Source organism: Segatella copri, from assembly GCF_949820605.1.
Classification (GTDB): Bacteria; Bacteroidota; Bacteroidia; order Bacteroidales; family Bacteroidaceae; genus Prevotella.
Window position 1 is genome coordinate 138,509 of sequence record NZ_CATKVU010000007.1, and the last position, 26,729, is coordinate 165,237.

10 protein-coding genes are annotated in these 26,729 nt (G+C 48.6%); all 10 read left to right on the top strand.

Annotated features, from left to right (window positions below):
- Nucleotide 1: 1 nt before the first annotated feature.
- The 10 genes from RCO84_RS15320 (at nucleotide 2) to RCO84_RS15365 (ending at nucleotide 26,708) form a co-directional block, all read left to right on the top strand.
- Nucleotides 2-3,988, top strand: a complete 3,987-nt coding sequence (locus tag RCO84_RS15320; RefSeq protein WP_373690161.1) for a family 78 glycoside hydrolase catalytic domain — start codon at nucleotides 2-4, stop codon at nucleotides 3,986-3,988.
- Nucleotides 3,989-4,164: 176 nt separating this feature from the next.
- On the top strand, nucleotides 4,165-6,852 hold the full coding sequence (locus RCO84_RS15325) for an alpha-d-galacturonidase (protein ID WP_317585797.1): 2,688 nt from the start codon (nucleotides 4,165-4,167) through the stop codon (nucleotides 6,850-6,852).
- A gap of 741 nt (nucleotides 6,853-7,593) precedes the next feature.
- Nucleotides 7,594-7,914, top strand: coding sequence for a helix-turn-helix domain-containing protein (locus RCO84_RS15330; RefSeq protein WP_217314339.1), 321 nt, complete (start codon nucleotides 7,594-7,596; stop codon nucleotides 7,912-7,914).
- A 2-nt stretch (nucleotides 7,915-7,916) separates the two neighbouring features.
- A complete protein-coding gene (locus RCO84_RS15335) occupies nucleotides 7,917-9,170 on the top strand; it encodes a type II toxin-antitoxin system HipA family toxin (RefSeq protein WP_317585594.1) in 1,254 nt (417 codons plus the stop codon).
- Between the two features lie 179 nt (nucleotides 9,171-9,349).
- On the top strand, nucleotides 9,350-13,339 hold the full coding sequence (locus RCO84_RS15340; protein ID WP_317585596.1) for a malectin domain-containing carbohydrate-binding protein: 3,990 nt from the start codon (nucleotides 9,350-9,352) through the stop codon (nucleotides 13,337-13,339).
- Between the two features lie 953 nt (nucleotides 13,340-14,292).
- The gene (locus tag RCO84_RS15345; protein ID WP_373690162.1) at nucleotides 14,293-17,568 is read left to right on the top strand and encodes a glycoside hydrolase family 2 TIM barrel-domain containing protein; all 3,276 of its coding nucleotides are present in this window, start codon (nucleotides 14,293-14,295) and stop codon (nucleotides 17,566-17,568) included.
- A 242-nt stretch (nucleotides 17,569-17,810) separates the two neighbouring features.
- Nucleotides 17,811-18,923 (top strand): AAA family ATPase, encoded by a 1,113-nt coding sequence (locus tag RCO84_RS15350; RefSeq protein ID WP_317585598.1) that lies wholly within the window; start codon nucleotides 17,811-17,813, stop codon nucleotides 18,921-18,923.
- 149 nt (nucleotides 18,924-19,072) lie between these two features.
- Complete coding sequence (locus RCO84_RS15355; protein WP_317585599.1) at nucleotides 19,073-21,907, top strand: glycoside hydrolase family 2 protein; 2,835 nt, start codon at nucleotides 19,073-19,075, stop codon at nucleotides 21,905-21,907.
- Between the two features lie 58 nt (nucleotides 21,908-21,965).
- Nucleotides 21,966-25,196 carry a glycosyl hydrolase gene (locus tag RCO84_RS15360; RefSeq protein WP_287798001.1) on the top strand — a complete coding sequence of 1,077 codons (3,231 nt, stop codon included), beginning with the start codon at nucleotides 21,966-21,968 and terminating at the stop codon, nucleotides 25,194-25,196.
- An 84-nt stretch (nucleotides 25,197-25,280) separates the two neighbouring features.
- A complete protein-coding gene (locus tag RCO84_RS15365; protein ID WP_317585601.1) occupies nucleotides 25,281-26,708 on the top strand; it encodes a sialate O-acetylesterase in 1,428 nt (475 codons plus the stop codon).
- Nucleotides 26,709-26,729 lie beyond the last annotated feature (21 nt).

Here is a 26,729-nt window from a genome sequence, read left to right on the forward strand (position 1 = left end):
AATGAAGAATAATATATTGATGAGTGTGTTGCTGACCGTATCACTGTCGGCTGCACTTCCGCTTTCCGCTGCCAGTCATGTTGACGTGGTAAAGATGCGGACAGAGAACCGGGTGAATCCTTTGGGAATCGGAACATCAACCCCTCGCTTCTCCTGGCAGATTACTTCAGACAGGAAGGGCGTGGTGCAGACGAGTTATCAGATTCTGGTGGCTTCTTCCCGAGAAAAACTGGATAGAAATGAGGCTGATTTATGGAATAGCGGTGAACGCAACAGCGATGAACAGCTGTGGATTCCTTATCAGGGCAAGGCGCTGCTGAGTGGCGCTCAAGCTTACTGGAAGGTGCGTATCACTACCAATAAAGGAAAATCGGAATGGACCGAACCGCAGCTCTTCACCATCGGACTGCTCGGTGAAACCAAATGGAGCGGTACCTGGATTGGCTTGGAAGACCTGCAGCCCGGAGAACAGAAAGGCATGCATACCCGACTGGCGGCACGCTATATCCGCAAGGACTTTGCGGCAAAAGGCAAGGTGAAGCGGGCGGTGGCTTATGTTGCCGGACTCGGTGTATACGAGTTTTATGTCAACGGACAGCGTATGGGGGGCAGTCAGGCTTTGCAGCCTGCACCAACCGATTATCGCAAGACCATCTATTACAATACCTTTGATGTCACTTCGCTCCTTACCGAGAAGAATGCCATCGCCATCAAACTTGGCAACGGCAGAATGTTTCCGATGCGACTGGAGAAGGCATACAAGACACCTTTCTTCGGTTATCCGAAATGCCGCATCAACGTGAAGGTGGAGTATGAGAACGGAAAGACTGAAACCTGGGCAACCAATAACACATGGAAGTTGAGCTTCGATGGTCCTATCCGCAGCAACAACGAGTATGATGGCGAGGAGTATGATGCTCGCAGGGAACAGGCGCTGAAGGGCTGGACCCAGGCTGGTTTCGACGATAGCCAGTGGCAGAAAGCCGAGCGCTGTGCCATTCCTGATGGTACGCTGATGGCGCAGCCGATGACGGGAATGGTTGAGAAGGAATTCGGTCATCCGGTGAGTTTGAAGCATCGCCACGATACCCTCATCGTAGATTTCGGACAGAACATGGCGGGCTGGATTGGTTTCCAGGTCCGTGGCAGGCAGGGTGATACCATCCGTGTGAAATATGCAGAGAAACTGCAGGCTGACGGCAGTCTGTATCTCGACAACTTCCGCAATGCCCTCTCTGAGGATATTTATGTCTGCAATGGCAAGGAAAACGGAAAGTCTTGGCGTCCTGCCTTCTCTTATCACGGTTTCCGCTACGCTGCCATCACTGGTATGAAGAATGCCCGCAAGGAGGATTTCACCGCTTATACCGTGAGCGACGAGATGGCTACCATCGGACATATCGAGACTTCTGATACGATATTAAATAAGGTGTTGAAGAATGCATGGTGGGGCATCTACGGCAATTACAAGGGTATGCCGGTAGACTGTCCGCAGCGCAACGAGCGCCAGCCTTGGTTGGGCGACCGTACGGTGGGTTCGTTGGGTGAAAGTTTCGTTTTCGACAACGAGCGACTCTACAGCAAGTGGATGCACGATATCTGCGATGCCCAGCGTTCGGATGGCAACATCCCGGATGTGGCTCCTGCTTTCTGGAATTACTATACCGATGATGTTACCTGGCCGGCAGCCTTGCCTTTCACCTGTGATATGCTCTATCATCAGTTTGGCAACAAGCAGCCTATCATCGATTCTTATCCATCCATCAGGAAATGGATCAACCATATCCTGGCTGAATATACGGATAAGAACGGCATCATCACCAAGGATAAATACGGCGACTGGTGCGTACCACCAGAGAAACTGGAACTGATTCACAGTCAGGATCCGAAGCGAAAGACCGATGGCAAGCTGATAGCCACCGCTTATATGATCCGCTGTCTGCAGCTGGCAGAGCAGTTTGCCAACCTGCAAGGTTTGAAGGAAGAAGCGAAAGCTTGGGCAGACCGCAGAAGTGGGATGATAGAAGCTTTCAACAAGCAGTTCCTCACCAACAAGGCAGGAACTTCCCGTCGTCCGGGTCATGTGCTTTATCCAGACAGCATCTATTATGGCAACAATACCTCTACAGCCAATCTCCTGGCACTCTCCTTCGGCATCGCTCCCCAGAAGTTGCGCAGCGAACTCATCAAGCAGGTAGTGAAGGGCATCTGCATCGATGCCAAGGAACATGTCAACTGCGGTGTCATCGGCATCTCCTGGCTCCTTCGCGGTTTGAGCGACAACGGTTTCCCTGATGTGGCTTATCTCCTGGCTACCCAGCGCACCTATCCGTCGTGGGGTTATATGGCAGAGAACGGAGCCACTACCATCTGGGAACTCTGGAATGGCGACAAGGCTGATCCGAAGATGAATTCGGGCAATCATGTGATGCTTTTGGGCGACTTGCTTACCTGGTGCTATCAGTATCTGGGAGGCATCCAACAGCAGGGAGTCGACGTGCAGCAGGTGGCTGAGGCTGATGCCAGCGTGGCTTACAAGCACATCGTGCTGAAGCCGGAATTCAGTATTCAGAACTGCGAATCGGTAAAGGCTGATTACGAGACTCCATACGGAGTAGTGAAGAGCCAGTGGAAGAAGACCTTGCAGCATGTGGATTGGGATATCACCGTGCCTTGCAACACCACAGCCGATGTCTATCTGCCTGATGGCAAGGTTGAGACGGTGGGTAGTGGCGATTATCATTATTCGGTAGAAATCCCTACCCGCGATGCTGCCATCCTGAAGGATGAATTCCTTTATGATTACAGTGGATTCCCATCGGCTCATGCCTCTACTATTACCCAGTTGAAGAATGGTGACCTGGTGGCTGCTTACTTCGGCGGTACCTTCGAGCGCAATCCGGATGTCTGCATCTGGGTAAGTCGCAAGCCGAAGGGTGCCAAAACTTGGGAGAAACCTATCCTGGCTGCCGATGGTGTTTATCGCCTGGGTACTCCTGAGGCTAAGAAGGCGGGTCTTTCGGGCATCGATGAGAAGACAACTCCGGCTGATAAGGGACCTATCAAGGATGGATTGCGCCGTTTCGGTGTGCCTGCCGGCTACAAATATGATTTCCGCTCTAAGTCAGCCAATATCAAGTTGCCTGCCAATCTGAAGCGCAAGTCTTGCTGGAACCCTGTGCTCTATACCATGCCGGATGGCGAGATATGGCTGTTCTATAAGGTGGGTTCTACGGTTGGCGACTGGACGGGCTGTCTTGTGAAATCGAAGGATGGCGGTAAGACCTGGAGTGATCCGGAGGCTTTGCCAGACGGTTTCCTCGGTCCTATCAAGAACAAGCCGGAAATGGTGAACGGCAGACTCATCTGCGGTTCCAGTACCGAGAACAAGGGTTGGCGATTCCATGTAGAGATTCTCGACTTGAAGACCAAAAAGTGGAAGTATGTGGGTCCGGTAGATGCCGAACTGAAGCCTCGTACCGACGATGTGGATTCGGCTACGGTGGATATGCAGCATCCTATCTACAAGGAGGGTGAGAAGGCGAGATATATCTACAGTATCCAGCCATCTATCCTGAAGTTGATGGATGGCAGATTGCAGGTTCTGATGCGTACTCATAATGCCAAACTTGCCACCAGTTTTAGCAGCGACGGTGGTGATACCTGGACTCCGGTTACCCTGCTCGACATCGAAAACAACCAGAGCGGTACGGATGCTGTCACTCTGAAGGATGGCAAACACGTGCTCATCTACAACAATTTCGAGACCTTGCCGGGAACTAAGAAGGGACCTCGCACACCATTGAGTCTTGCCATCAGCGATGACGGCACCCATTGGCGTCATCTCCTCACCCTGGAGGACAGTCCTATCAACCAGTATTCCTATCCAGGCATCATCGAGGGAAAGGATGGCAAATTGCATTGCATCTACACCTGGCGCCGCCAGAGAGTGGCGTATAAGGAAGTGGATTTGAAAAAGATAAAATAAGAAAATAGTAAATTAAAAGGATAGAATATGTACGATGAACGTATCATACTCTATCCTTTTATTGTTTTAGATCCCACAAACGAATGTTCCTTCATTGATTACAAAAATAAGTTATCTGCGTCTTTATTTATAAAACAAAGACTAAGACAATGATAAAAGTACAAAAGATTTTTGTGATGGCAGCCCTCGTGCTGATTCCATCTGTATCCTTTGCCCAGAAAGTGAATATCCTGACCGAGAAGAAGGCTTCTAATCGGGAACAGTATGCTGCTGAATACTTGCAGAAGAAGCTCAACCGTTTGGGATTCTCTGCAGTGGTGAACGGCAAGAAGGGCGAATATCGCATTTCGCTCTCGCAAGCCAAGGATACTGCCGGACTGAAGAAGGAAGGTTTCTCATGGACCCGCAAGGGAAAGAAAATCCAGTTGCAGGGAAATGACGGCTCGGGAGTCATCTACGGCTGCAACGAAATCGCTGAATACGTGGCTCAGCATGGTTCTCTCAATGTGCCGCTGATGCAGAAGGATGCGCCTGAAATGGTGCTCCGTGGTGCTTGTGTAGGTTTGCAGAAAACCGTTTATCTGCCGGGCCATCAGGTTTACGAATACCCTTATACCCCGGAGAACTTCCCTTGGTTCTATGACAAGGAACAGTGGATTCAGTATCTTGATATGCTCGTAGACAACAAGATGAATTCGCTTTATCTCTGGAACGGTCATCCTTTTGCTTCGCTCGTCAAACTGAAGGATTATCCTTTCGCCCTCGAAGTGGATGAGGCTACCTTCAAGAAGAACGAAGAGATGTTCTCGTTCCTGACCAGGGAGGCTGACCGCCGTGGTATCTTCGTCATTCAGATGTTCTACAACATCATCCTCTCTAAGCCTTTTGCCGATCATTATGGCTTGAAGACACAGGACCGTCACCGTCCTATCACTCCGCTCATCAGCGATTATACCCGCAAGTCGGTAGCTGCCTTCATCGAGAAATATCCGAATGTAGGCTTGCTCGTCTGTCTCGGTGAGGCGATGAATACCTACGAGGATGATGTGGAATGGATGACCAAGACCATTATTCCGGGTGTCAAGGACGGCTTGAAGGCTTTGGGAAGAACCGACGAACCGCCAGTCCTGCTCCGTGCCCACGATACCGACTGCAAGATGGTGATGGAGGCAGCGCTGCCTCTCTACAAGAACCTCTATACGATGCATAAGTATAACGGAGAGTCGTTGACCACCTATCAGCCTCGCGGTCCTTGGACCAAGATTCATACCGATTTGGCAGCCCTGGGTTCTACCCATATCAGCAACGTGCATATCCTTGCCAATCTCGAACCATTCCGCTGGTCATCTCCTTCTTTCGTTCAGAAGGCGGTAACGGCGATGCACGATGTTCATCACGCCAATGCCCTGCATCTCTATCCGCAGGCTAGTTACTGGGATTGGCCTTATACGGCAGATAAATTGCCTGGCGGACAGCGGGAGAAGCAGTTGGACCGCGACTGGATGTGGTACAAGACATGGGGAAGATATGCCTGGAACTGCCGTCGCGATGTAGCTGCCGAGGGTAATTACTGGGATAAGGTACTTGCCGATTACTATGCTTCTGATGCCTCTGTTGCTGACAGCATCCGCAAGGCATACGATGAGAGCGGCGAGATTGCGCCTAAGCTCCTCCGCCGTTTCGGTATTACCGAAGGCAACCGTCAGACGCTGCTTCTGGGCATGTTCATGAGTCAGCTGGTGAATCCATATAAGTACACCATCTATCCTGGTTTCTATGAGAGTTGCGGTCCTGAGGGCGAGAAACTCATCGAATATGTAGAGAAGGAGTGGAAGCATCAGCCTCATGTGGGTGAGTTGCCGCTCGATATTGTAGCTCAGACCGAGGCTCACGGCGACAAGGCTGTGGCTGCCATCGATGCCGTAGCGAGTCGTGTAACCGGCAATCAGGATGAGTTCCGTCGTCTTCAGAACGATATGCATTGTTACCGTGCCTTTGCCTATGCTTTCGGTTGGAAGGTGAAGGCGGCTCAGCATGTGCTCAACTATAAGTGGGGCAAGGATATCAAGGAACTGGATGCTGCCGTTCCGCTGCTCGAAAAGAGTCTGGATTATTACCGTCAGCTGGTAGATCTTACCAAGGATACCTATCTCTATGCCAATTCGATGCAGACCGCCCAGCGCCGCATTCCAATCGGAGGTGATGGCGGCAACATGAAGCATTGGAGCGAACTCTTGCCGAAATATGAGCAGGAACTGGCGAATCTGAAGAAGAACATCGCCATGCTCAAGGCCCAGGCTGCGGGTACTTACAAGATGAAGGCAGAGGATATCAAGCCTTTGAAGGATGCAACCCAGCAGAAGGGTGCTTTCCAGATGGAGAATATCAATGGCGAGACTAACTTCAAGACTGTGAAGATAGCCAAGGGAGCCAGACTCTTCAACGATTTGGATAGTGTAGTGACCGATTTCGCTCCTGAGTTGGCAGGTATGAATGCTTATGTAATGAACAGCAGCAAGCAGCGTGGCGAGTCTACCTCGCTCACCTTCATCACCAAGAAGCCTGTGCAGCTCCTGATAGGTTATTTCCGTGATGACCAGATGAAATATGCCAAGGCTCCGAAGTTGGAGACCGATGCCACAGCCAACGATTACGGTCAGGCTGAACCTCAGCTCACCAGCGCCATCCGCATCGACGGTATGCCACAGGTCAACATCCACAAGTACGAGTTTGCTGCCGGCAAGCATACCCTGCTTTTGCCAAAGGGCTTCCTGCTTGTGCTCGGTGCTACGGGCGATAAGATTACCGCTCGTGACGCCGGTCTCTCAGGTGCCGACAAGGCGATTGATTGGCTGTTCTACTAAATAGAATGATATAATTGGAAGGATAGAGTATAGCACAAATCATGTGTTATGATCTATCCTTTCTTCGTTTTGTTGGCGAGGTTTTTATTTCTATTTCAAGTTTTGCATGTAAACTCCACACGCCCTGAAAGTTCAGTTATGTTGTATGTTTACGCCTTAATCCATTACAGGAAATTCTCTTAAATTCAAGATTTATTGCTTGTAATCTTGGGAATGCATATTGCTTGTCATTCTTATATACTGTACCCATCCAAAACCAACTATAAGTATTGATATATAGGGGTGAATACTCTATAAGTTTTTCAGACAGTTTAATGAGTCTTTTATCTTTAACACAATCTCTAGGTAGATTGGTGTGTTACCAGTACAATTCCTATTATAAATAATGTTCTATTTTTCATGTGTTGTAATTTTTAAGTTGCTGCAAATATAGCCTTTTCCTTTTGTAATGTATGTTTTTTCATGGTTAATAATTCTAAAACACATAAACTTTATGCAAATAGTTACAAAAACTATCTCCAAACGTCTTTGAATTTGTAAGATTTAAAATTACTAGGTACTAAAATTAAAAGAATTCAAAAGAAAAAACTGGTGCTGTTTTCTTTGTATTAAGAGTTGAGTAGGATAAGTGGACCTGTTTCTTTGAAAATAGATTCTTAATTATCTATAAAACTTTAGACTAACCCATCTTAAAATGAAGTATATTGTTTATATTTGCATATTATAATTTGGATTAAGATTATGGCAAAGAATACAATGGCTAACAAACTTCCAAGGAAGTTGATACAGAAAATGGAAATCGTGGGGGAGCAGATCAAGCTTGCCAGATTACGCCGCAACTTGAGCATGGCACAAGTTGCAGAAAGAGCAACCTGCTCAGAAGTTACACTTTGCAAGGTGGAGAAGGGATTGCCAACGGTTTCCATCGGAATCTACCTGCGTGTACTCTATGCACTTCAGTTGGATGATGACATCTTGCTCTTGGCAAAGGATGATAAACTCGGAAGGGCATTGCAGGATATAGGACTGAAGAACCGACAAAGAGCAACTAAAAAAGGATAGAAATGGAACGACTGTTTGTTTTCGCAGATTTTAACTGGCTCGACAAAGTGGAGTTGATAGGGGAGTTGTGTTATGAGAAATTGCGCGGCTCTGATAGTTATGCCTTTAAGTTTGATGAAAACTGGCTTAAGATTTATGGCGGAATTAAGCTTTCGGAGGACATCAATAACTATCCAGGCATGCAATACACCCAACCAGGAAGTGATATTTTCGGATGTTTTTCTGATGCATTGCCAGATAGATGGGGACGTACCTTGCTTAAAAGAAGAGAACAGATACAGGCCGCTGAAGAAAAAAGAGCTGTCAGAACACTTTCTTCATTCGATTACCTCATGGGCATAGATGACTTCTCCAGAATGGGTGGCTTTAGATTTAAAAGGGAATTGGAAGGTGATTATATCAATATGTCACCATCTTTCAAGATTCCCCCATTGACAGAGATTAGAGAATTGATTCATGCCAGTCAGGAAGTGGAAAAATCCGAAGAGAATGATGTGTTGCCCGAGAAAAAATGGATAGCACAGCTTATCCAACCTGGTACCTCATTGGGTGGCGCAAGACCTAAGGCTGGTGTGTTGGATGAAAAAGGCAATCTATGTATTGCTAAGTTTCCTTCGCGAAAAGATGACTATGACACAGGACTTTGGGAACATTTTTCTCATCTTCTTGCCCAAAAGGCAGGAATCCAGGCTGCTCAAACCAGGACATTGGGAGGACTAGGAAAATATCACACACTCCTGTCCAGACGCTTTGACAGAACAGATGAAGCCAAGAGAATACATTTTGCGTCATCCATGTCTCTGCTAGGATTAAAGGATGGTGATAATGCCCAAGGTGGTTATGGTTATCTTGATATAGTTGATTTCATACTCCAAGGTTGTTGCAACGTAGAGAAAAATCTTCAGGAACTCTACAGAAGGGTTGCCTTCAACATTTGTATTGGTAATTCTGATGACCACTTCAGAAACCATGGCTTTCTGCTGACACCAAAAGGATGGACTCTCTCTCCTGCCTATGATATGAACCCTACTCTTAATGAATATCAGAGTCTTCTGATCAATGAATCTTCAAACAAGGCTGATATCCATGTTCTGCTTGATTCGTGCGAGAGTTATATGATTAAGAGGGAGGAGGCAGAAAACATTATTCAGGAGGTTCAAACGGCCGTTGATCTATGGGAAAATTTGGCGATTCAGCTTCAGATTCCTGCAAGAGAAATGGCTATGTTTAAGGAGAGATTTAAACTTAACCTATAATATAATGAAGTAATATTCGTAATTACTTCATTATATTTAGGGTTACTTCTTCTAAATCTTTATCATTTCATGTTTTGCAATTCTAAATCACATAAACTTTATGCAAATAGTTACAAAAACTATCTCCAAACGTCTTTGTATTTGTAAGATTTAAAATTAATTGATACTAAAATAAAAATATGAAAATCGAAAGAAAGAGACTGGTACTCTTATCTCTTCTTATCTTTGGCGGCATCACCGCTTTTGCACAGAAAATCAGCAAAAACGTGATGCAGAAGATATACGACGAGGTGAAGACACCTTATAAATATGGTATGGTGGTTGCCCCAAAGGACAACTACCACCAGATAGACTGTCCGATGGTGTACAGGGAGGGCGGCAAGTGGTATATGACCTATGTGGTATACAACGGCAAGGACGGAACGGATGGCAGAGGGTATGAAACATGGCTCGCTACCAGCGATGACCTGCTGCAATGGAAAACCCTGGGCAGACTGCTCTGCTATGCCGACAAGGGATGGGATATGAACCAGCGTGCAGGATACCCGGCGCTGATAGACTGGACCTGGAACGGATCCTATGAGATGGCAAAATACAAAGGTCGCCACTGGATGAGCTATTTCGGTGGTGAAGGTACGGGCTATGAGGCCATCCGCAAGCCGCTCAATATGGGTATGGCATCTACCAGAGGCGATATCACCAAGGCACATCCTTGGGAAACATCCCCTTCGCCTGTTCTCTCCATCAACGATAAGAGTGCACAGTGGTGGGAGAAACTCACCCACTATAAAAGCACCGTCTACTGGGATAAGAACAAGACGTTGGGCAAACCTTTCGTCATGTTCTATAATGCCGGTGGCATCAATCCTGCCAACCAGCTGAAGGCTGAGCGCATCGGTATCGCCCTTTCCGGCAACATGACTTCCTGGCGCCGTCTGCCTCTCCGCACAGCCAAGCGAAAGACTGGCAATCCGGTGTTCTTTCATGAGGCTCCGGGCATCATTACGGGAGATGCACAGATCGTGAAGTTCCCGCATTATTATGTCATGTTCTATTTCTCTGCCTATAATCCGGAGAGAAAATACAATGCCTACAATACATTTGCCGTAAGCCGGGACTTGGTGAACTGGCAGGACTGGGAGGGAACCGACTTGGTTTATCCTTCCAAACCTTATGATGATATGTTCGCCCATAAGAGTTATGTGCTGAAACATCAGGGCGTGGTATACCATTTCTATTGTGCCGTGAACCATGCCGGACAGCGAGGCATCGCCGTGGCTACGAGTGTGCCGATGGGACGTTCGCAGGTTTCTTTCCCGACACCTGAAAAGAAGGGAAAACGACAGATCGTGAGTCTGAATCAGGATTGGCAGGTAACCTTCGGCAAGACTTCGGAAGACAGTATCACGAAGAAGATGGGAACCTTCCGGGTGAATGTGCCTAGTAATCTGGACGATTATTACGGTTACCGACAGTTGAAGCACGGCAACCTGCATGGTACCGCCACCTACGAGAAGCATTTCTCCGTTCATAAACAGACTGGAAAACGCTACTTCCTGCAGTTGGAAGGTGTGGGAACCTTTGCTACGGTCAAGGTGAACCGCAAGAGTTATCCGAAGGAACTGGTAGGCAGAACCAGTTTTACGCTCGATATCTCGGATGCACTCCATGAGGGCGATAATGTATTGAATATCAAGGTAGAACATCCTGCTATGCAGACCAATAATCCTTGGCCTTGCGGTGGCTGTTCGTCAGAGTGGGGATTCTCGGAGGGTAGTCAGCCTTTCGGCATCTTCCGTCCTGTATCGCTCATCGAAACCGATGAGGTGAGGGTGGAGCCTTTCGGAGTACACGTCTGGAACAACGAGGCATGCGACAGCGTCTTCGTGGATACCGAGGTGAAGAACTATTCCGACCATGAGCAGACCATCGAGGTAATCAGCAAACTGGCGCTGAGCAGCGGCAAGACCGCTTTCCGACAGACCGGAAAGATTACCCTGAAGGCAGGCGAGACCCAGGTGGTCCGTCATCAGGCAAAGGTCAGCGATGCTCATCTGTGGAGCATCACGGATCCTTATCTCTATACCCTTTCCAGCATCATCAAGCGAGAGGGCAAGACCATCGATGATGTGGCTACACCTTTCGGCATCCGCACCATCTCCTGGCCGGTACTCCGACAGAAGCAGGCTGCGCTCCGTGGCGATTCAGCCCAGATGGATAAGAAAGACGGCAGATTCTATCTCAATGGCAGTCCGGTATTCATCAACGGAACCTGCGATTACGAGCATCTCTTCGGTCAGAGTCATGCCTTCTCTCACGAGCAGATTGCCTCTCGTGTCAAGATGATGCGCCAGGCAGGTTTCAATGCCTTCCGTGAGGCTCATCAGCCACATAATCTCTATTACCAGCAGTTGCTGGATGAGCAGGGCATGCTGTTCTGGAGTCAGTTCTCAGCACATGTCTGGTATGATACATCCGCCTTCCGCAAGAATTTCAAGCGTCTGCTGCGCCGTTGGATCAAGGAGCGCCGCAATTCGCCTAGCGTCATTCTCTGGGGTATTCAGAACGAGAGTGTGATGCCGAAGGATTTCACCGAGGAGTGTGCTGCCATCATCCGGGAGATGGACCCTACCGCTCAGACCATGCGCGCCATCACGACCTGTAATGGAGGAGAGGGAAGCGACTGGAATGTGATTCAGAACTGGAGCGGAACCTACGGCGGAACAGCCGATCAATATGATCAGGAATTGAAGCAGCCTAACCAGTTGCTGAATGGTGAATATGGTGCCTGGCGCACCCTCGGTTTCCGCAGTTCCGATGCAGAGAAACTGCATGCCGGTGATGCGAAGGCTCTGTCAAAAGCCTATACCGAAGATGCCTTTGTATCTCTTCTCGGCAAGAAGGCGATGCTGGCAGAGAGTGCCAGGGACAGCGTCTGCGGCCATTTCCAGTGGCTCTTCGTATCGCATGAGAACCCGGGCAGAGTACAGCCGGATGAGGCTTACCGCCGCATCGACAAGGTGGGACCGTTTAATTACAAGGGACTTCTCACGCCTTGGGAACAGCCTACCGAAGGCTTCTACTGGTATCGCAATCATTATACGAAGGTGCAGCCAGATACGCTTACGCCTACAGCTGCCGACCGCAGCAGAAATCTTCTGAAACCAGCCGAGGGTTATACCTATCTGTATAGAGTGAACTGTGGCGGTGATGCCGTTACAGACAGTTATGGCAGCGAGTGGGAGCAGGACGACAGCGTCTATTCTCATTCCTGGGCAGAGCGTTTCGGCATGAATCCGTTTACGGCGAGTCAGGGACATATCACCTCCCGCATTCATGGCTTGAAATCATCATCTGCAGCCTCTCTGCATGCTGCGGCCCATGATGCAAAGCTCTTCCAGTATTTCCGTTGGGGGCGTCATGCGCTGAACTATCAGTTTGCCGTTCCGGATGGAGAATATCGCGTAGAACTCTATTTTGCTGAGCCTTGGTTGGGCAAGCATGAGGGCGCCGGCATCGATTGTGAAGGCGAGCGCATCTTTGATGTAGCCATCAACGATTCCGTGGTAGTAGATGACCTCGACCTTTGGGCTGAGGCTGGCTTTGCGGGAGCCTGCAAGAAGGTGGTAGATATCAAGGTAAAGGGCGGTCTGCTGACCGTTTCTTTCCCGGAAGTTAAGGTGGGAGAGGCAATCATCTCTGCCATCGCCATTGCTGCCAAGGGAGAGATAGGAGATGCAGAGAAGTGGAATGTCGCCTTCAAGGGCAGCAAGTCTGAGAGCGGAATGAGCAAGACCTACTGGGCTGACCTGGATAAGGATGTGGTAGAGAAATATCCGAAGGAGCTGTTGCCTCAGGACAACGAAGTATTCCCGGCTGTGCGCTATAAGAGCAAGTCCTCAACCTGGACCATCAATCCTGGTGTAGCCCGCGAATACATGTTGCGTTTCCGTTATAAGAACACAACCGGTGAGCAGCAGGTAGGCAGGTTGAAGATTGTGGACAGCAAGGGCATCGTCCTGCTGGATAGAGACATGACCTTCCCTGAAACGCCGAATAAGTTCAAAACCATCGGTACCACTACTGATTCTCAGATCAATGCCGGTACCTATCAGATAATCCTCTCCAGTCTTCCGAACGTTTCGTTCGATTATCTGGAAGTACAATAAAAGGAAATCTGCGCCATTTGCGAAATCTGTGTGACTTAAGAATCTCACGCAGATGACGCAGATGGCGCAGATTTTTTTCTTGCGTAATAAGTTTTTTTTTGAGAAAAAAGTCTCAAAGTCTCATTATTAGGTGGAAATATTATTGTAAAGTGTTGATATATGATGATTTGTAAAAATTAGACTTCCTAATATCTTTACAAAAAAGTATCATAGAAGTATCATAAAATCGGGAGAAGTATCATGAAATCGGCATTGGGTTGCTGCAAAAGACTATAAAAACGTCTATTATTTCAGTCTTTTTGAGTCCGTAGCGTCTATTTTTTCAGTTTTTATATCAGTAGTAGTGTCTACCTTTCTAGTTTTAAGAAAGAGTAAACGTCTACGGAATTAGGACAATTTATATATGCTTTTGCCCAGACTTACCCAAGCCTTTGGGCATTTGTGCCCAACTATGTAGGGCATGGTTGCCCAAGGCTTTGGGCATGGATACCCAACGTTTTGGTCACTCGTACCCATGTACGTGGTCATGGCTACCCATGTACGTGGGTACGAGTAACCACGTACGTGGACATAATTGATGCATTTCGTTTGATATTTCGCTTGTTTTGTATGCTGTTTCGCTTGTTTTGTATGCTGTTTCGCTTGTTTTGTATGATGTTTGCCGGTTTTTTATGATACTTCTCCCTATTTTATGATACTTCGATGAGACTTCTCTGGCTATTTTCAGAAAAGTATCATTCTTATAAACGGTTATATATCAGATATATAAACTAAAATTTTCCTGAAAAATGAGACTTTGAGACTTTTTTCCGAGAAAAACACTTATACGTGTGCGCGTGAGAGCGACGGTAAATCTAAAAAGTACTCATTCTCAGTTACAAAAAATGGGGTGGGGCGTCTTTATTGTATGGACAAAAACGATAAACTGGTAAACTGTTTAAAAAATAAATAATATGATGAACAAACGGAAAATCATGATCATGATGGCTGGGATGGTTTTGCCAATCCTTGCACCTCAGGCTTCAGCCGCTGCAGAGCACCATGACTGGGAAGACCAGCATGTGCTTTCCATCAACCGGGAACCGGCACGGGCTGCATTCATGCCTTATCAGGCAAAGAAGGGAGATAGCCAGATGTCGCTCAACGGAGAATGGAAGTTCAGATGGACGAAGACGCCGGAGGAACGAATCGTGGATTTCTATCGTGCTGACTATAGCTGCAAGGACTGGAAAACGCTCGCAGTACCAGCCAACTGGGAGGTGAATGGATATGGTACACCTATCTATATATCAGCAGGTTATCCCTTTAAAATCAATCCTCCTTATGTGATGACTACACCTAAGAAGGACTGGACTACCTACGAGGAACGCAATCCTACCGGACAATATAAACGTAGCTTCCAGCTGAAGGCAAACTCGCTGCTGTTCCGGCAGGACCGTCAGACCTTCCTGCGTTTTGAAGGCGTGATGAGCGCCTTCTATGTATGGGTGAACGGCGAGAAGGTTGGTTATTCGCAGGGTTCGATGGAGCCGAGCGAATTTAACGTGACTCCTTATCTGAAGGCAGGCAAGAACGAGATAGCCGTAGAGGTTTACAAGTATAGCGACGGCAGTTATCTGGAAGATCAGGACTTCTGGCGCTTCGGTGGCATCCACCGTGATGTTTGGCTCTATTCCACACCGAATGTCCGCATCCGTGATTTCGCCGTCCGCACCCTGCCGCAGCTCTCTTCCGCTGCATCCTCTCCCTGTGATTTCACCCTGCAGATCAATCCGCAACTGGCGGTGGCAGCAGGTGAGAAGGGAGAAGGTTACCGGCTGATGGCGTGGCTGGAGGATGCAGAAGGTAAAGGCGTGATGCTGAAACTGCCGGGAGCTGACAGACCGGAGGCTTCTCTGCAGGCTTCTGCCGATGAGATTCTCGACCTGAATCATAAGGCAGCCCTGATGAACGAATGGTATCCGCAGCGAGGTGGAAGAAAATTCGAACGCATGGAAGGTGTGGTGGAAAAACCGCATGCCTGGACCGCTGAGACACCTTATTTATATACCCTGAAACTGGCACTTCTCGACAAGCAGGGAAGTGTGGTGGAACAGGTACAGCAGCGCATCGGATTCAGATGGGTTTCGGTAGAAAACGGACAGCTGATGGTGAACGGAAAACCTATCAAACTGCGTGGCGTGAACCGGCACGAGCATGATCCGAAGCTGGCACGAGTGATGACCGAGGAGATGATGCAGCGCGATATCCGGCTGATGAAGCAGGCGAACGTGAATGCCGTCAGAACCAGTCATTATCCGAATGTTTCCCGCTGGTATGAACTGTGCGATAGTGCCGGCATCTATGTGATGGACGAGGCAGATTGCGAGACCCACGGACTCCGTGGAACGCTCACCTCTACTCCCGACTGGAATGCCGCCTTTCTGGACAGAGCCGTGAGAATGGCAGAAAGAGACAAGAACCATCCGAGCATCATCTTCTGGAGCTTGGGCAACGAGAGCGGTTTCGGTGCCAATCATGCAGCTATGGCAGGCTGGCTTCATACCTTCGACCCAACGAGACTGGTGCATTATGAAGGTGCTCAGACGCCTTATCAGCCGGCGAAGGGCCTGAGCGAGAAGGATTTTGATGAGACCGACCCAGCCTGTGTGGATGTCATGAGCCGTTTCTATCCCCGTGTGAAGGCAGAGTATTTGAATCCGGGCGTTCCCGAAGGTTCTGACAAGGAGAGAGCGGAGAATGCCCGATGGGAGCATCTGCTGGATATTGCGATGAGAAAGAACGATAATCGTCCTGTGCTTACCAGCGAATATGCCCATTGTATGGGTAATGCGCTGGGTAATTTCAAGGAATATTGGGAGGAGATATACAGTCATCCCCGTATGGCTGGCGGCTTTATCTGGGACTGGGTTGACCAGGGCATCTATGCTCCGGGAACCAACCATGTGCTCTATGGCGGTGATTTCGGTGACAAGCCTAATCTCAAAGCCTTCTGTCTGAATGGTGTGGTCTTCTCCGATCGCTCGGTATCGGCTAAGTATCAGGAGGTAAAGCATGTTTATGCACCGGTGTGGATAACTCAGAAAGGGGATGAAATCTGGGTAAAGAATCATCATTCCCATCTCTCGCTGGAGAACTTCAGCTGCCAGTATCAGGTGACGAAAAATGGTGCTGTCGGTCAGGAAGGAGAGCTGAAGATGCCATCAGTACAGCCGGGTGATAGTGCAAGGTTATGCAGCTTGCACGATTTCAAAACGTATAAAAATACGGATTCCCGATTGAATCTCTCAGTCATTTCCCAGCAGGGTGTAGAGGTAGGAAGGGAGCAGATAGCCCTCAGCGATGACTTGTATGAAGCTGGCAGGAAACTGGCTGCGGATGCCATGAAGCGATACAAGTCTTCCCGCCGTTTGGCAACTCTGTCAACTGCCGAGTTGCTGGCACGCAATTTCTCCGTGATTCCTCAGTTCTTCCGTGCGCCAACCGACAACGACAAGAGTTTCGGCAACTGGATAGCGAAGGATTGGAAGAAGACTCATCTCGACAGCACACTTTCCGCTATCCCGCTGAAGGATGGGGAGTATGTATATCATTATGGTGAGGATGGAGCATCAGATAAGGCTGGTTCTTCGGCATCGGCTAAGTCTGGCGGCAATATCCGTCTCCGCTTGGAGGTATCTCCTCAGCAGGACGGCTTCGTCGACGTGAAGGCTACCTATAGTTTTGAGGGCAATCTGCCTGAACTTCCTCGTCTGGGTCTGATGCTGGAGCTGCCAAGAGTGGCTTACGACCAGGTGAAATGGTATGGCAGGGGACCTTGGGAGAATTATCCTGACCGCAAGCAGTCTTGTCCGATAGGATGGTATGAGAGTAGCGTGGAGAATCAGTTTACCCACTATCCCCGTCCGCAGGACAACGGTAACCATGAGGACTGTTCGTATATCGAACTGACCAATAAAAATGGCAAGAATGCCTTGCAGGTTATCGCTGCCGGCGATACACCTTTGAGTTTCTCTGCCTTGCCATACAGCGTGACAGACCTCTATGCCGCCCATCACGATTTCGAACTGAAGCAGTCGGGTAATCCTAACCTGCGCTACACCTGTCTCAGTCTCGATTGTGCCGTTCTGGGCCTGGGTAACAGCAGTTGCGGACCTGGTGTATTGAAGAAATATTCCATCGACAAAACCAAGACTTATACCCTGCATTTCAAGATGAGAATACTGTGAGGCATCAGGTATGGGGATGCCGTTTTGAGGCAAATTAATAACTTGTCGGAAAAGGTGTGTAAAAGCCCTTTTCCGACAATTTAGCTCTATAATCTGTGAAAGTTGATGATTTTTGATATATTTTCGCAGCTTATTTCGAATTATTTGTTTTGCATTATGCAATTTGCATAATTTAATTTGCATAATTCGAGAAATCTTATTATCTTTGCCGCCATAACTACTGATTTAATTAGGTAAAGAGTATGGAGAATCCTTTTATTATCACAGGCAAGATTAAGCCAGAGTACTTCTGCGACAGAGAGGTGGAGGCAGAAAGAATCATCCGAAAGGTAACTTCGGGTGAAAATATTGTGTTGATGGCTGCACGGCGTGTGGGCAAAAGTAAGCTTATCGACTTTTGTCTCGACTCGCCGATGGTCAAGAATGATTTTATCGCCATTTCCATCGACATACTCCGTACTTCGAGCATCCAGGAGTTTGCCTTCGAACTAGGTAAGGCTGTTTTCGAACAGGCTCATCGCAGTCAGAAGATGCTCAAGATGGTGGTCAACACATTGAAATCTATCAATGGGTGTTTCGGCTATGATCCCATCTCGAACACGCCGACCTTTAACCTTTCGCTAGGTGATATCTCCAATCCGATCTATACCCTGGATGAGATATTTGCCTGTTTGGAGCATGCTGACAAGAAATGTATCGTGGCGATAGACGAGTTCCAGCAGATTGGCTATTATCCAGAGAAGAACATGGAAGCAATATTACGCACTTATGTGCAGAAATGCAGCAATGCCAACTTCATATTCTCAGGTAGCGAGCGCCATCTCATTACGAAGATGTTCTCCGAAAAGGCGCATCCATTCTACAATAGTGCCGATATGCTGAACTTGGAGGTGATACCATACGATAAGTACTTGGAATTTGCGAAAAGTTTGTTTGCCAGGTTTGGGAAGGACGTGGAGGAAGAGGCTGTGCGTGATGTCTATGATACGTTCGGAGGAAATACGTATTATATGCAGAAGGTGTTTCATGAAGCTTTCAACCAGACGGATGTAAAGGGCAAGGCTGACAAGGCAATGGCGGAAGCCATCATCCACATGATGATATTGGACAACGACCGCAAGTTTAGTGAAATCCTGTCGCGTCTCACGCTCCCTCAGAAGGAATTGCTTTATGCAATAGCCAAGGATGGCATTGCCAAGCAGATTACTTCCACGGTTTTTGTAAAACGGCATAATCTACGCTCTGCCAGCAGCGTTCAGTCTGCCATCAGGAAATTGCTGGAGTATCATCTGGTATCTACTTCCTTGGGCACGTACTATATTGATGACCAACTGATGAAGTTGTGGCTGAATTAGCTCTATAATCTGCGAAAGTTGATGTTTTTTGATATGTTTTCGCAGCTTATCGGCGTATTTCCGATTTGCTAAATAGTTACAAAATCTGTGTTTATGAGTCTTTATTGGGGAATAACAAAATGAATATAAACAAATACGGAATAAACAATATGTATCTAAAACAAACGTTTTTAATGATAGCTTTGGGGGCGATGGCGATGACTGCTGCCGCACAGGCTAGTATTGATACACAGCGCCAGTATCTCTCGGGACATGGATGTGATGATATGGTGAACTGGGACTTCTACTGCACAGGTGGTAGGAATGCCGGCAAGTGGACCAAGATTGGGGTGCCTTCCTGCTGGGAACTCCAGGGATTCGGTACCTATCAGTATGGTATGCGATTCTACGGAAAGGCTACTCCAGAAGGTATTGCTGACGAAAAAGGAAAATATAAATATGAGTTTACGCTGCCACAGGAGTGGGAGGGCAAACAGATAGAACTCGTCTTCGAAGCCGTGATGACCGATGCCAAGGTAACCATCAACGGCAGAAAGGCGGGAAACGGTTTGCATCAGGGCGGTTTCTATCGCTTTACTTACGATGTGAGCGACCGCATCTTCTTCGGAAAACATAAAAACCGACTCGAAGTGGAGGTGAGCAAGGAGAGTAGCAACAGTCAGGTGAACATGGCAGAGCGCCGTGCTGACTACTGGAACTTCGGCGGCATCTTCCGTCCTGTATTCATCGTGGCGAAACCTGCGCAGAACATCGACCGTGTGGCAATTGATGCCAAGGGGGATGGTCATTTTATGGCAGACTGCTACCTGAACCGTGCCGTCAAGGGGGCGAAGGTGAAGACCGAGATTCTGGATGAGAAAGGAAAGGTGGTAGCATCGAACGTGGCTGATGCCAGAAACAGCGATGAGGCGCATGTCGACTTTCTGACAAAGGCTCCTAAGCAGTGGATTGCCGAGACTCCACATCTCTATACTGCCGTTTTCACACTCCAGGATGCAGCAGGCAAGACGCTCCACAGAGAGCGTCAGAAGTTCGGCTTCCGCACCATCGAATACCGTGCCAGCGATGGCGTTTATATCAATGGTCAGAAAGTCATCTTCAAAGGTGTGAACCGTCACAGCTTCCGTCCTGAGACCGGTAGAACGCTGAGCAAGGCGAAGAATATAGAAGATGTGAAACTCATCAAGAGTATGAACATGAATGCCGTGAGATTGAGTCATTATCCTGCCGATCCTGAGTTTCTGGAGGCATGCGATTCGCTCGGTCTCTATGTGGAATGTGAGTTGAGCGGCTGGCATTGGGCGCATCCTACCATCGTGGGCAAGCAGCTGGTGAAGGAGATGATTACCCGTGATGAGAACCATCCTAGCATCATCTTCTGGAGCAACGGTAACGAGGGTGGTTTCAACTATGAACTGGAACCAGACTTCGCTCTCTGGGACAAACAGAAGCGCGTGGTTCTCTATCCTTGGGCTAACCGCAACGGCTTTGAAACCAAGCATTACCGCTCTTATGGCGAGACCCAGGAGTATATGCGACAGAAGGAAATCTTCATGCCTACCGAGTTCCTGCATGGTCTGTATGACGGTGGACACGGAGCAGGACTGAAGGATTACTGGGACATGATGATGGCAAACCCTCGCTGTGCCGGCGGATTCCTCTGGGATCTGATGGACCAAGGTGTGGTGCGTACCGACAAGAACAATTATGTAGACTGTATGGGTAACTTCGGAGCCGATGGTATCGTGGGCCCTCATGCCGAGAAGGAAGGCTCTTACTATACGATTAAAGAGGTATGGTGCCCGGTACAGTTGACTTGGAATGATGTGGAGAAAGGTGAACTCACCTTATCTAATCAGTATAACTTCGTGAATCTGAAGGATTGCCGCTTCTCTTATCGTCTGCTGCAGATGCCAGCGATGGGCAGCACTCAGGTCAAGGTATTAAAGCAGGGCAATCTCTCTTCTCCGGATGTAGCTCCGGGTAAGGAAGCCCAGGTGAAGATACCGATGATGGCGAATGCTGATGCGGTAGAAATCAAGGCTGTGAACCATGAAGGTGAGGAAATCATGACATGGAGCAGGGGAGTGAAGAGTGAAGAACGAAGAGTGAAAAATTCAAGTGCTCTAAGTACTTCATCTGCTGCTTATGCTGACCAGGCTGATGCTGTTGAAGTGAAGGCGGGTGGCAGAACTTATCGCTTTGCCAAGAAAGATGGCAGACTGTTGGGTGTTGAGGTTGGTGGCAAGGCAATCTCGCTGAGCAATGGTCCTCGGTTTATGGCTGCCAGAAGAAGCGACCGCAGTCTGGACCAGTTCTATAATCACGATGACAAAGAGGCTGAGAAGAAAAAGACACTTTATACCGAGTTTGTTGACCAGGGTGCTTTCGTCGGTTTCGAATGGAAGGAAGCGGAGGCAAAGCTGGTGGCTACATATCAGCATGGCTCACTCGATGAGGTAGACTGGCAGTTCCTTTCTGACGGTTCGGTGGCTGTAACCTGTCATTACAATTTCGGTGGCGTAGTAGATATGATGGGCATGGCTTTCGACTATCCGGAAAGCAAGGTCCGCAGCAAGGCTTGGGTGGGCAACGGTCCTTACCGGGTTTGGCAGAACCGCGAACAGGGTCCGCAATACGGCTATTGGCAGAACGACTATAATGACCCGATTCCAGCCGAAAGCTGGGATTATCCAGAGTTTAAAGGCTACTTTGCCAACGTGAAGTGGATGCAGTTCAAGACTGATGAAGGAAAGATCGGCTTCTCTGGTCTGACTGCCGATGAGCACATGGGTGTTTATACCCCTCGTGATGGTCGTGATGGTCTGCTCTATACCTTGCCACAAACCGGTCTGGCAGTCTTCAAGGTGATACCTTCAGTAAGAAACAAGGTGAATACCACCGACCTCAACGGACCTTCAGCCCAGCCAAAATGGCTGAACGGCAAGGGCAAGGCTGTGTTTACTTTGAACTTTGAGCTTTGAACATTGAGCTTTGAGCTGTTAACTTTTAACTGTTAACTTTTAACTGTTATGAACTGTTATGAATAAGAAAAAACGATATACGGTGATGGCATTGTCGGCGCTTCTGGTAGCGTCGACAATGGCTCATAATGACGAGGCCAAGCCCTGGACCTTCTGGTACTGGATGTATGGCGCCGTTTCCAAGGCAGGTATTCATGCCGATCTGGTCGGTATGAAGAATGTTGGTTTGGGCGGTACCTATCTGATGCCGATCCGTGGTGTCAGCGAACGTCCGGAGTATCAGGGCGAGGCGGCACAGTTGTCACCTAAGTTCTGGGAGATGGTGGATTACTCTTTCCAGCAAGCCGACTCCCTGGGCCTTGACATGGGCATCCATATCTGCGACGGTTTCGCCCTGGCAGGCAATCCGTCTATCCTTCCTGCCGAATCGATGCAGAAGGTGGTATGGACCGATACCATTGTGGGTGGCGGTAAGAAGATAGAAGGCATGCAGATGTGGCAACCCGAAAGTTATAAGGACGGGAAGTTGCAGCCTGCCGGAAGCGAGGGTGGATATTATCAGGATATAGCTGCCTTTGCCATCCGATGCAAGGAGAAACCCCAACTCTTCAAACCGGAGAAGATAGAATATACCGAGGCTGTTTCTACCGCCAAGGGCTATTATCTGGCAGCGAAACCTGCCTCTATCACCTATTCGTTTCATAAACCCGTTACGGTGCGCAGCATGCGGGTGGTGCCTAACGGCAACAACATCCAGTCGCAGCGCCTCCTGGTGCAGGCTTCTGATGACGGCATCAACTTCAGAGATATCAAGCAGTTGGTGCCTCCCCGTCAGGGTTGGCAGAACACAATGTGTGATTATACCTTCAGTTTGCCGACTACCACCGCCCGCTATTTCCGATTCTCATGGACTCCGGAAGGTACAGAGCCGGGAGCAGAAGACCTGGATGCAGCCAAATGGAAACCGCTGCTGAAACTGGAGAATATCCTCTTGAGCAACCAGCCGATGATTAACCAGTATGAGGGAAAATCGGGTGCCGTATGGCGTATCGAAACCGATGCGGCAGCTAAGAGCGAGACCGTGGCGATGGCAGATGTACTGCCTTTGAAACTGGAAAATGGAATGGTGATGGGTGTCATGGTGAACGGCAACCTGATGAATAAGTTGCCTAAGGGCACCTGGCGCCTGTTGCGAATGGGACATACCTCAACAGGACAGACCAATGCGACAGCCGGAACCGGTAAGGGACTCGAAGTGGATAAGTTCTCACCGGCAGCCGTCAGGAAACTTTTCAATTCCTGGTATGCATTGTTCCTGAACCGTCCGCATAGCGATGTGGTGAAGTATCTGCACATCGACTCCTGGGAGTGTAGCAGTCAGAACTGGGGCTATCAGTTTGCCGAGGAGTTCAAGGCACGCCGCGGTTACGACCTCATCCCATACCTCCCGATTATGGCAGGTGTTCCGATGGAGTCGGCTTCCAGATACGAACAGGTACTGAAGGATATCCGTCTCACCATCAATGACCTGGTAAACGAGAAGTTCTTCAAGACCTTTACCGATCTGGCTCATGAACAGGATATAGAAGTATCTCACGAGAGTATTGCACCAACCTTCCCTGCCGATGGTCTGCAGCACTATCAGTATGCCGACAATCCAATGGGAGAATACTGGCTCAATTCGCCTACTCACGATAAACCCAACGACATGCTCGATGCCGTGAGCGGTGCACATATTTATAATAAGAATATCGTTCAGGCAGAGGGATTCACCGAGGTTCGTGGTGTATGGAATGAGACACCAGCCATGCTCAAGCCGATGCTCGACCGCAATCTGGCGCTTGGCATGAACAAGCTCTTCTTCCATGTAACTGCCCATAATCCTTGGATGGACCGCAAGCCGGGTATGACGCTTGATGGCATCGGTCTCTTCTTCCAGCGCGACAATACCTGGTATCCTGAGGCACGTGGTCTTGTGGATTACATCACCCTGTGTCAGAATTATCTGCAGCAGGGCAGACCGGTGGTAGACATCGCCGTGTTTACAGGCGAAGAGATTCCGAGCCGTTCGCTTACTCCGGATAAACTCGTTCCGATGCTTCCGGGTGTGTTTGGTGCAGAACGGGTGGCTAGTGAACAGAAACGTATGGCTAATGTGGGCATTCCGATGGAAGAATCGCCTGTAGGAGTAACTCATTCGGCGAATATCCTCGATCTGAAGGACTGGTGCAATGCCCTGCATGGCTACAAATATGATTCGATGAACAAGGATGCCTTGCTGAAATGGAATTTCGAATACAGTCCGAAGGGCAAGTTGCCTGGAAATCAGGATTACCGCATCCTGGTGGTTCCGCAGCCGGCAAATACCCTGTCTGCCGAGGTAAAGGCGAAGATAGAGGAGTTGCGCGAGGAAGGCATCATTATTATCGACAAGCCTTATCAGGCAAAGGACTTCTCTCAGTATGGCATCGAACCGGATGTTGTTCTGCCCGAGAATATGGATTATGCTCACCGCTGTGTGTTGGAGGCAACAGGCAGAAAGGACATCTATTTCCTGACCAACCAGGAAGATAAGGAACGCCAGATTACGGCAACCTTCCGTACCAGGACTTCCAAAATCCGCCAGGTCGTGAAATTGAGTCTGCCTGCTTATGGTTCCGCTTTCGTTATCCTCTCGAACAAGGAAGACATGCAGGTTATCAGTCAGACAGGTCATAAACTGGTTGAAGAAGAAGGTGTGGGTTTTGCAGAAAACTATCCTTCTGTGCTGGCTGTAGCCGATAAGTGGAAGGTTCATTTCGATGATATCCGCAAAGATACCACCGTAACGCTTCCTTTCGACTGGTCGAAGTCGGCAGATGAGAAGATGAAGTACTACAGCGGTCACGTTACCTTTACCTCTTCTTTTGAATGGGGCGATTCTGTTCCGGTTTCAGCAGAAGAGAAAATGGAAGTTCCAGCCGAGAAAACGAAGACGGCTCCTTCTAATGACGGATTCATCAAAATCCAGTTGGGCAAGATTGGTGATGTGGCACGTGTGCTGGTCAACGGCAAGCAATATGGTTATGCCTGGACAGCTCCTTACGAGGTGTATGTTCCGAAGCGCGACCTGAAGAATGGCAGCAACGAAATACAGATTGTTGTAGCCAATACCTGGCACAATGCGCTGCAGGGTGCTGGCGAGGGAAAGGCTCCGTTTAAGGGAATCTGGACCAATGCCAAATATCGCACCAAGAGCAAGGCGCTCCTGCCTGCTGGATTACTCTCCACGATTAACATCGTGTATTAGTTTATAGTTAATAGTTGATAGCAAGACTGCTCACTTAACATTTAACACTTAACATTCAATACTTAACACTTAACATTGAATAAAATGAAGAAACTGTTATGTTCAGCTCTGCTGCTTGCCATGACTCTGGCAGCGCAGGCAGAAGTGAAACTGCCAAAGATCTTTGGCGACAATATGGTATTGCAACAGCAGACGGAATGCAACCTCTGGGGTACTGCTGATGCCAACAAGGTGGTAAAAGTGCGTGCTTCCTGGAACGGCAAGACCTATAAGACTCAAGCCGATGCCCAGGGAAAATGGGCGATGAAGATAGAAACGCCTCAGGCTGGCGGTCCTTATGAACTGAGTCTGAGCGATGGAAAGGAATTGAAACTTCACAATATCCTGATTGGTGAGGTCTGGATCTGTTCGGGTCAGAGTAACATGGAGATGCCGATGAAGGGATTCAAGGCACAGCCTGTTGCGGGCACTCCTGAAGAACTGATGCTGTGTAAAGACCAGCAGTTGCGCCTCTTTACGGTTCAGCGTAATGCCCAGTTGCATCCTGTTGATACGGTGGCTGGCGACTGGAAGGAAGCTGATGCTGCAAGCGTTCGTGAGTTTAGTGCTGCTGCTTATTATTATGGTAAGACGTTGCGCCAATCGCTGGGTGTACCAGTAGGTCTGATTGTTACTTCCTGGGGCGGTAGTGCCTGTGAGGCATGGATCAACGGCAATCTCATCAAGAGCGATTGGCTCAAGGCATTCCCTAAACTTCATACACCTTGGAATGAGGCTGATGTGAAGAAATATCAGCAGCGCAGTCCTTCGGCTCTCTATAATGGTATGCTCCATCCGCTCATCGGTTACACCATGAAGGGTGTTATCTGGTATCAGGGTGAGGATAACTGCAATCGCTATGCTACTTATGCCGACCAGATGCAGACCCTGGTAAACAGTTGGCGCAAGGAATGGAAGCAGGGGATTTTTCCGTTCTATTATTGTCAGATTGCACCCTACGATTATAGTCTGATAAAATGGAAAAACAACAGTGCCCTGCTTCGTGAAAAGCAGATGGAGGCAGAGAAGCGCATCAGCAACTGCCGTATGGCTGTATTGCTTGATGCCGGTCTGGAGTATGGCATCCATCCACGTAAGAAGAAGGAGGTGGGCGAGCGTCTGGCTCTGCTTTCTCTTGCCAATACTTACGGTCAGAAGGGATTGCCTGATTTCGCTGTCTACAAGAGTGTTGAGTTCAAGGGCGATACCGCTGTAGTCAGCTTCGACCGCAGCAAGGAGTGGGTTTACTTCAACAATGGTCCTAAGAGCGACAACTTCGAGATTGCCGGCGAAGACCAGGTATTCCACAAGGCACAGGCTTGGATTTCACGCAACAAGGTGTATGTAAAGAGTGAGGACGTGAAGAAACCTGTGGCTGTGCGCTATGCGTTCAAAAACTGGGTTGTGGGTGATCTCTTCCACGATGGTCTGCCTGTCAGCTCTTTCCGTACCGACGATTGGGAAGTGAAGTAATAGTTTATAGTAAATAGTTTA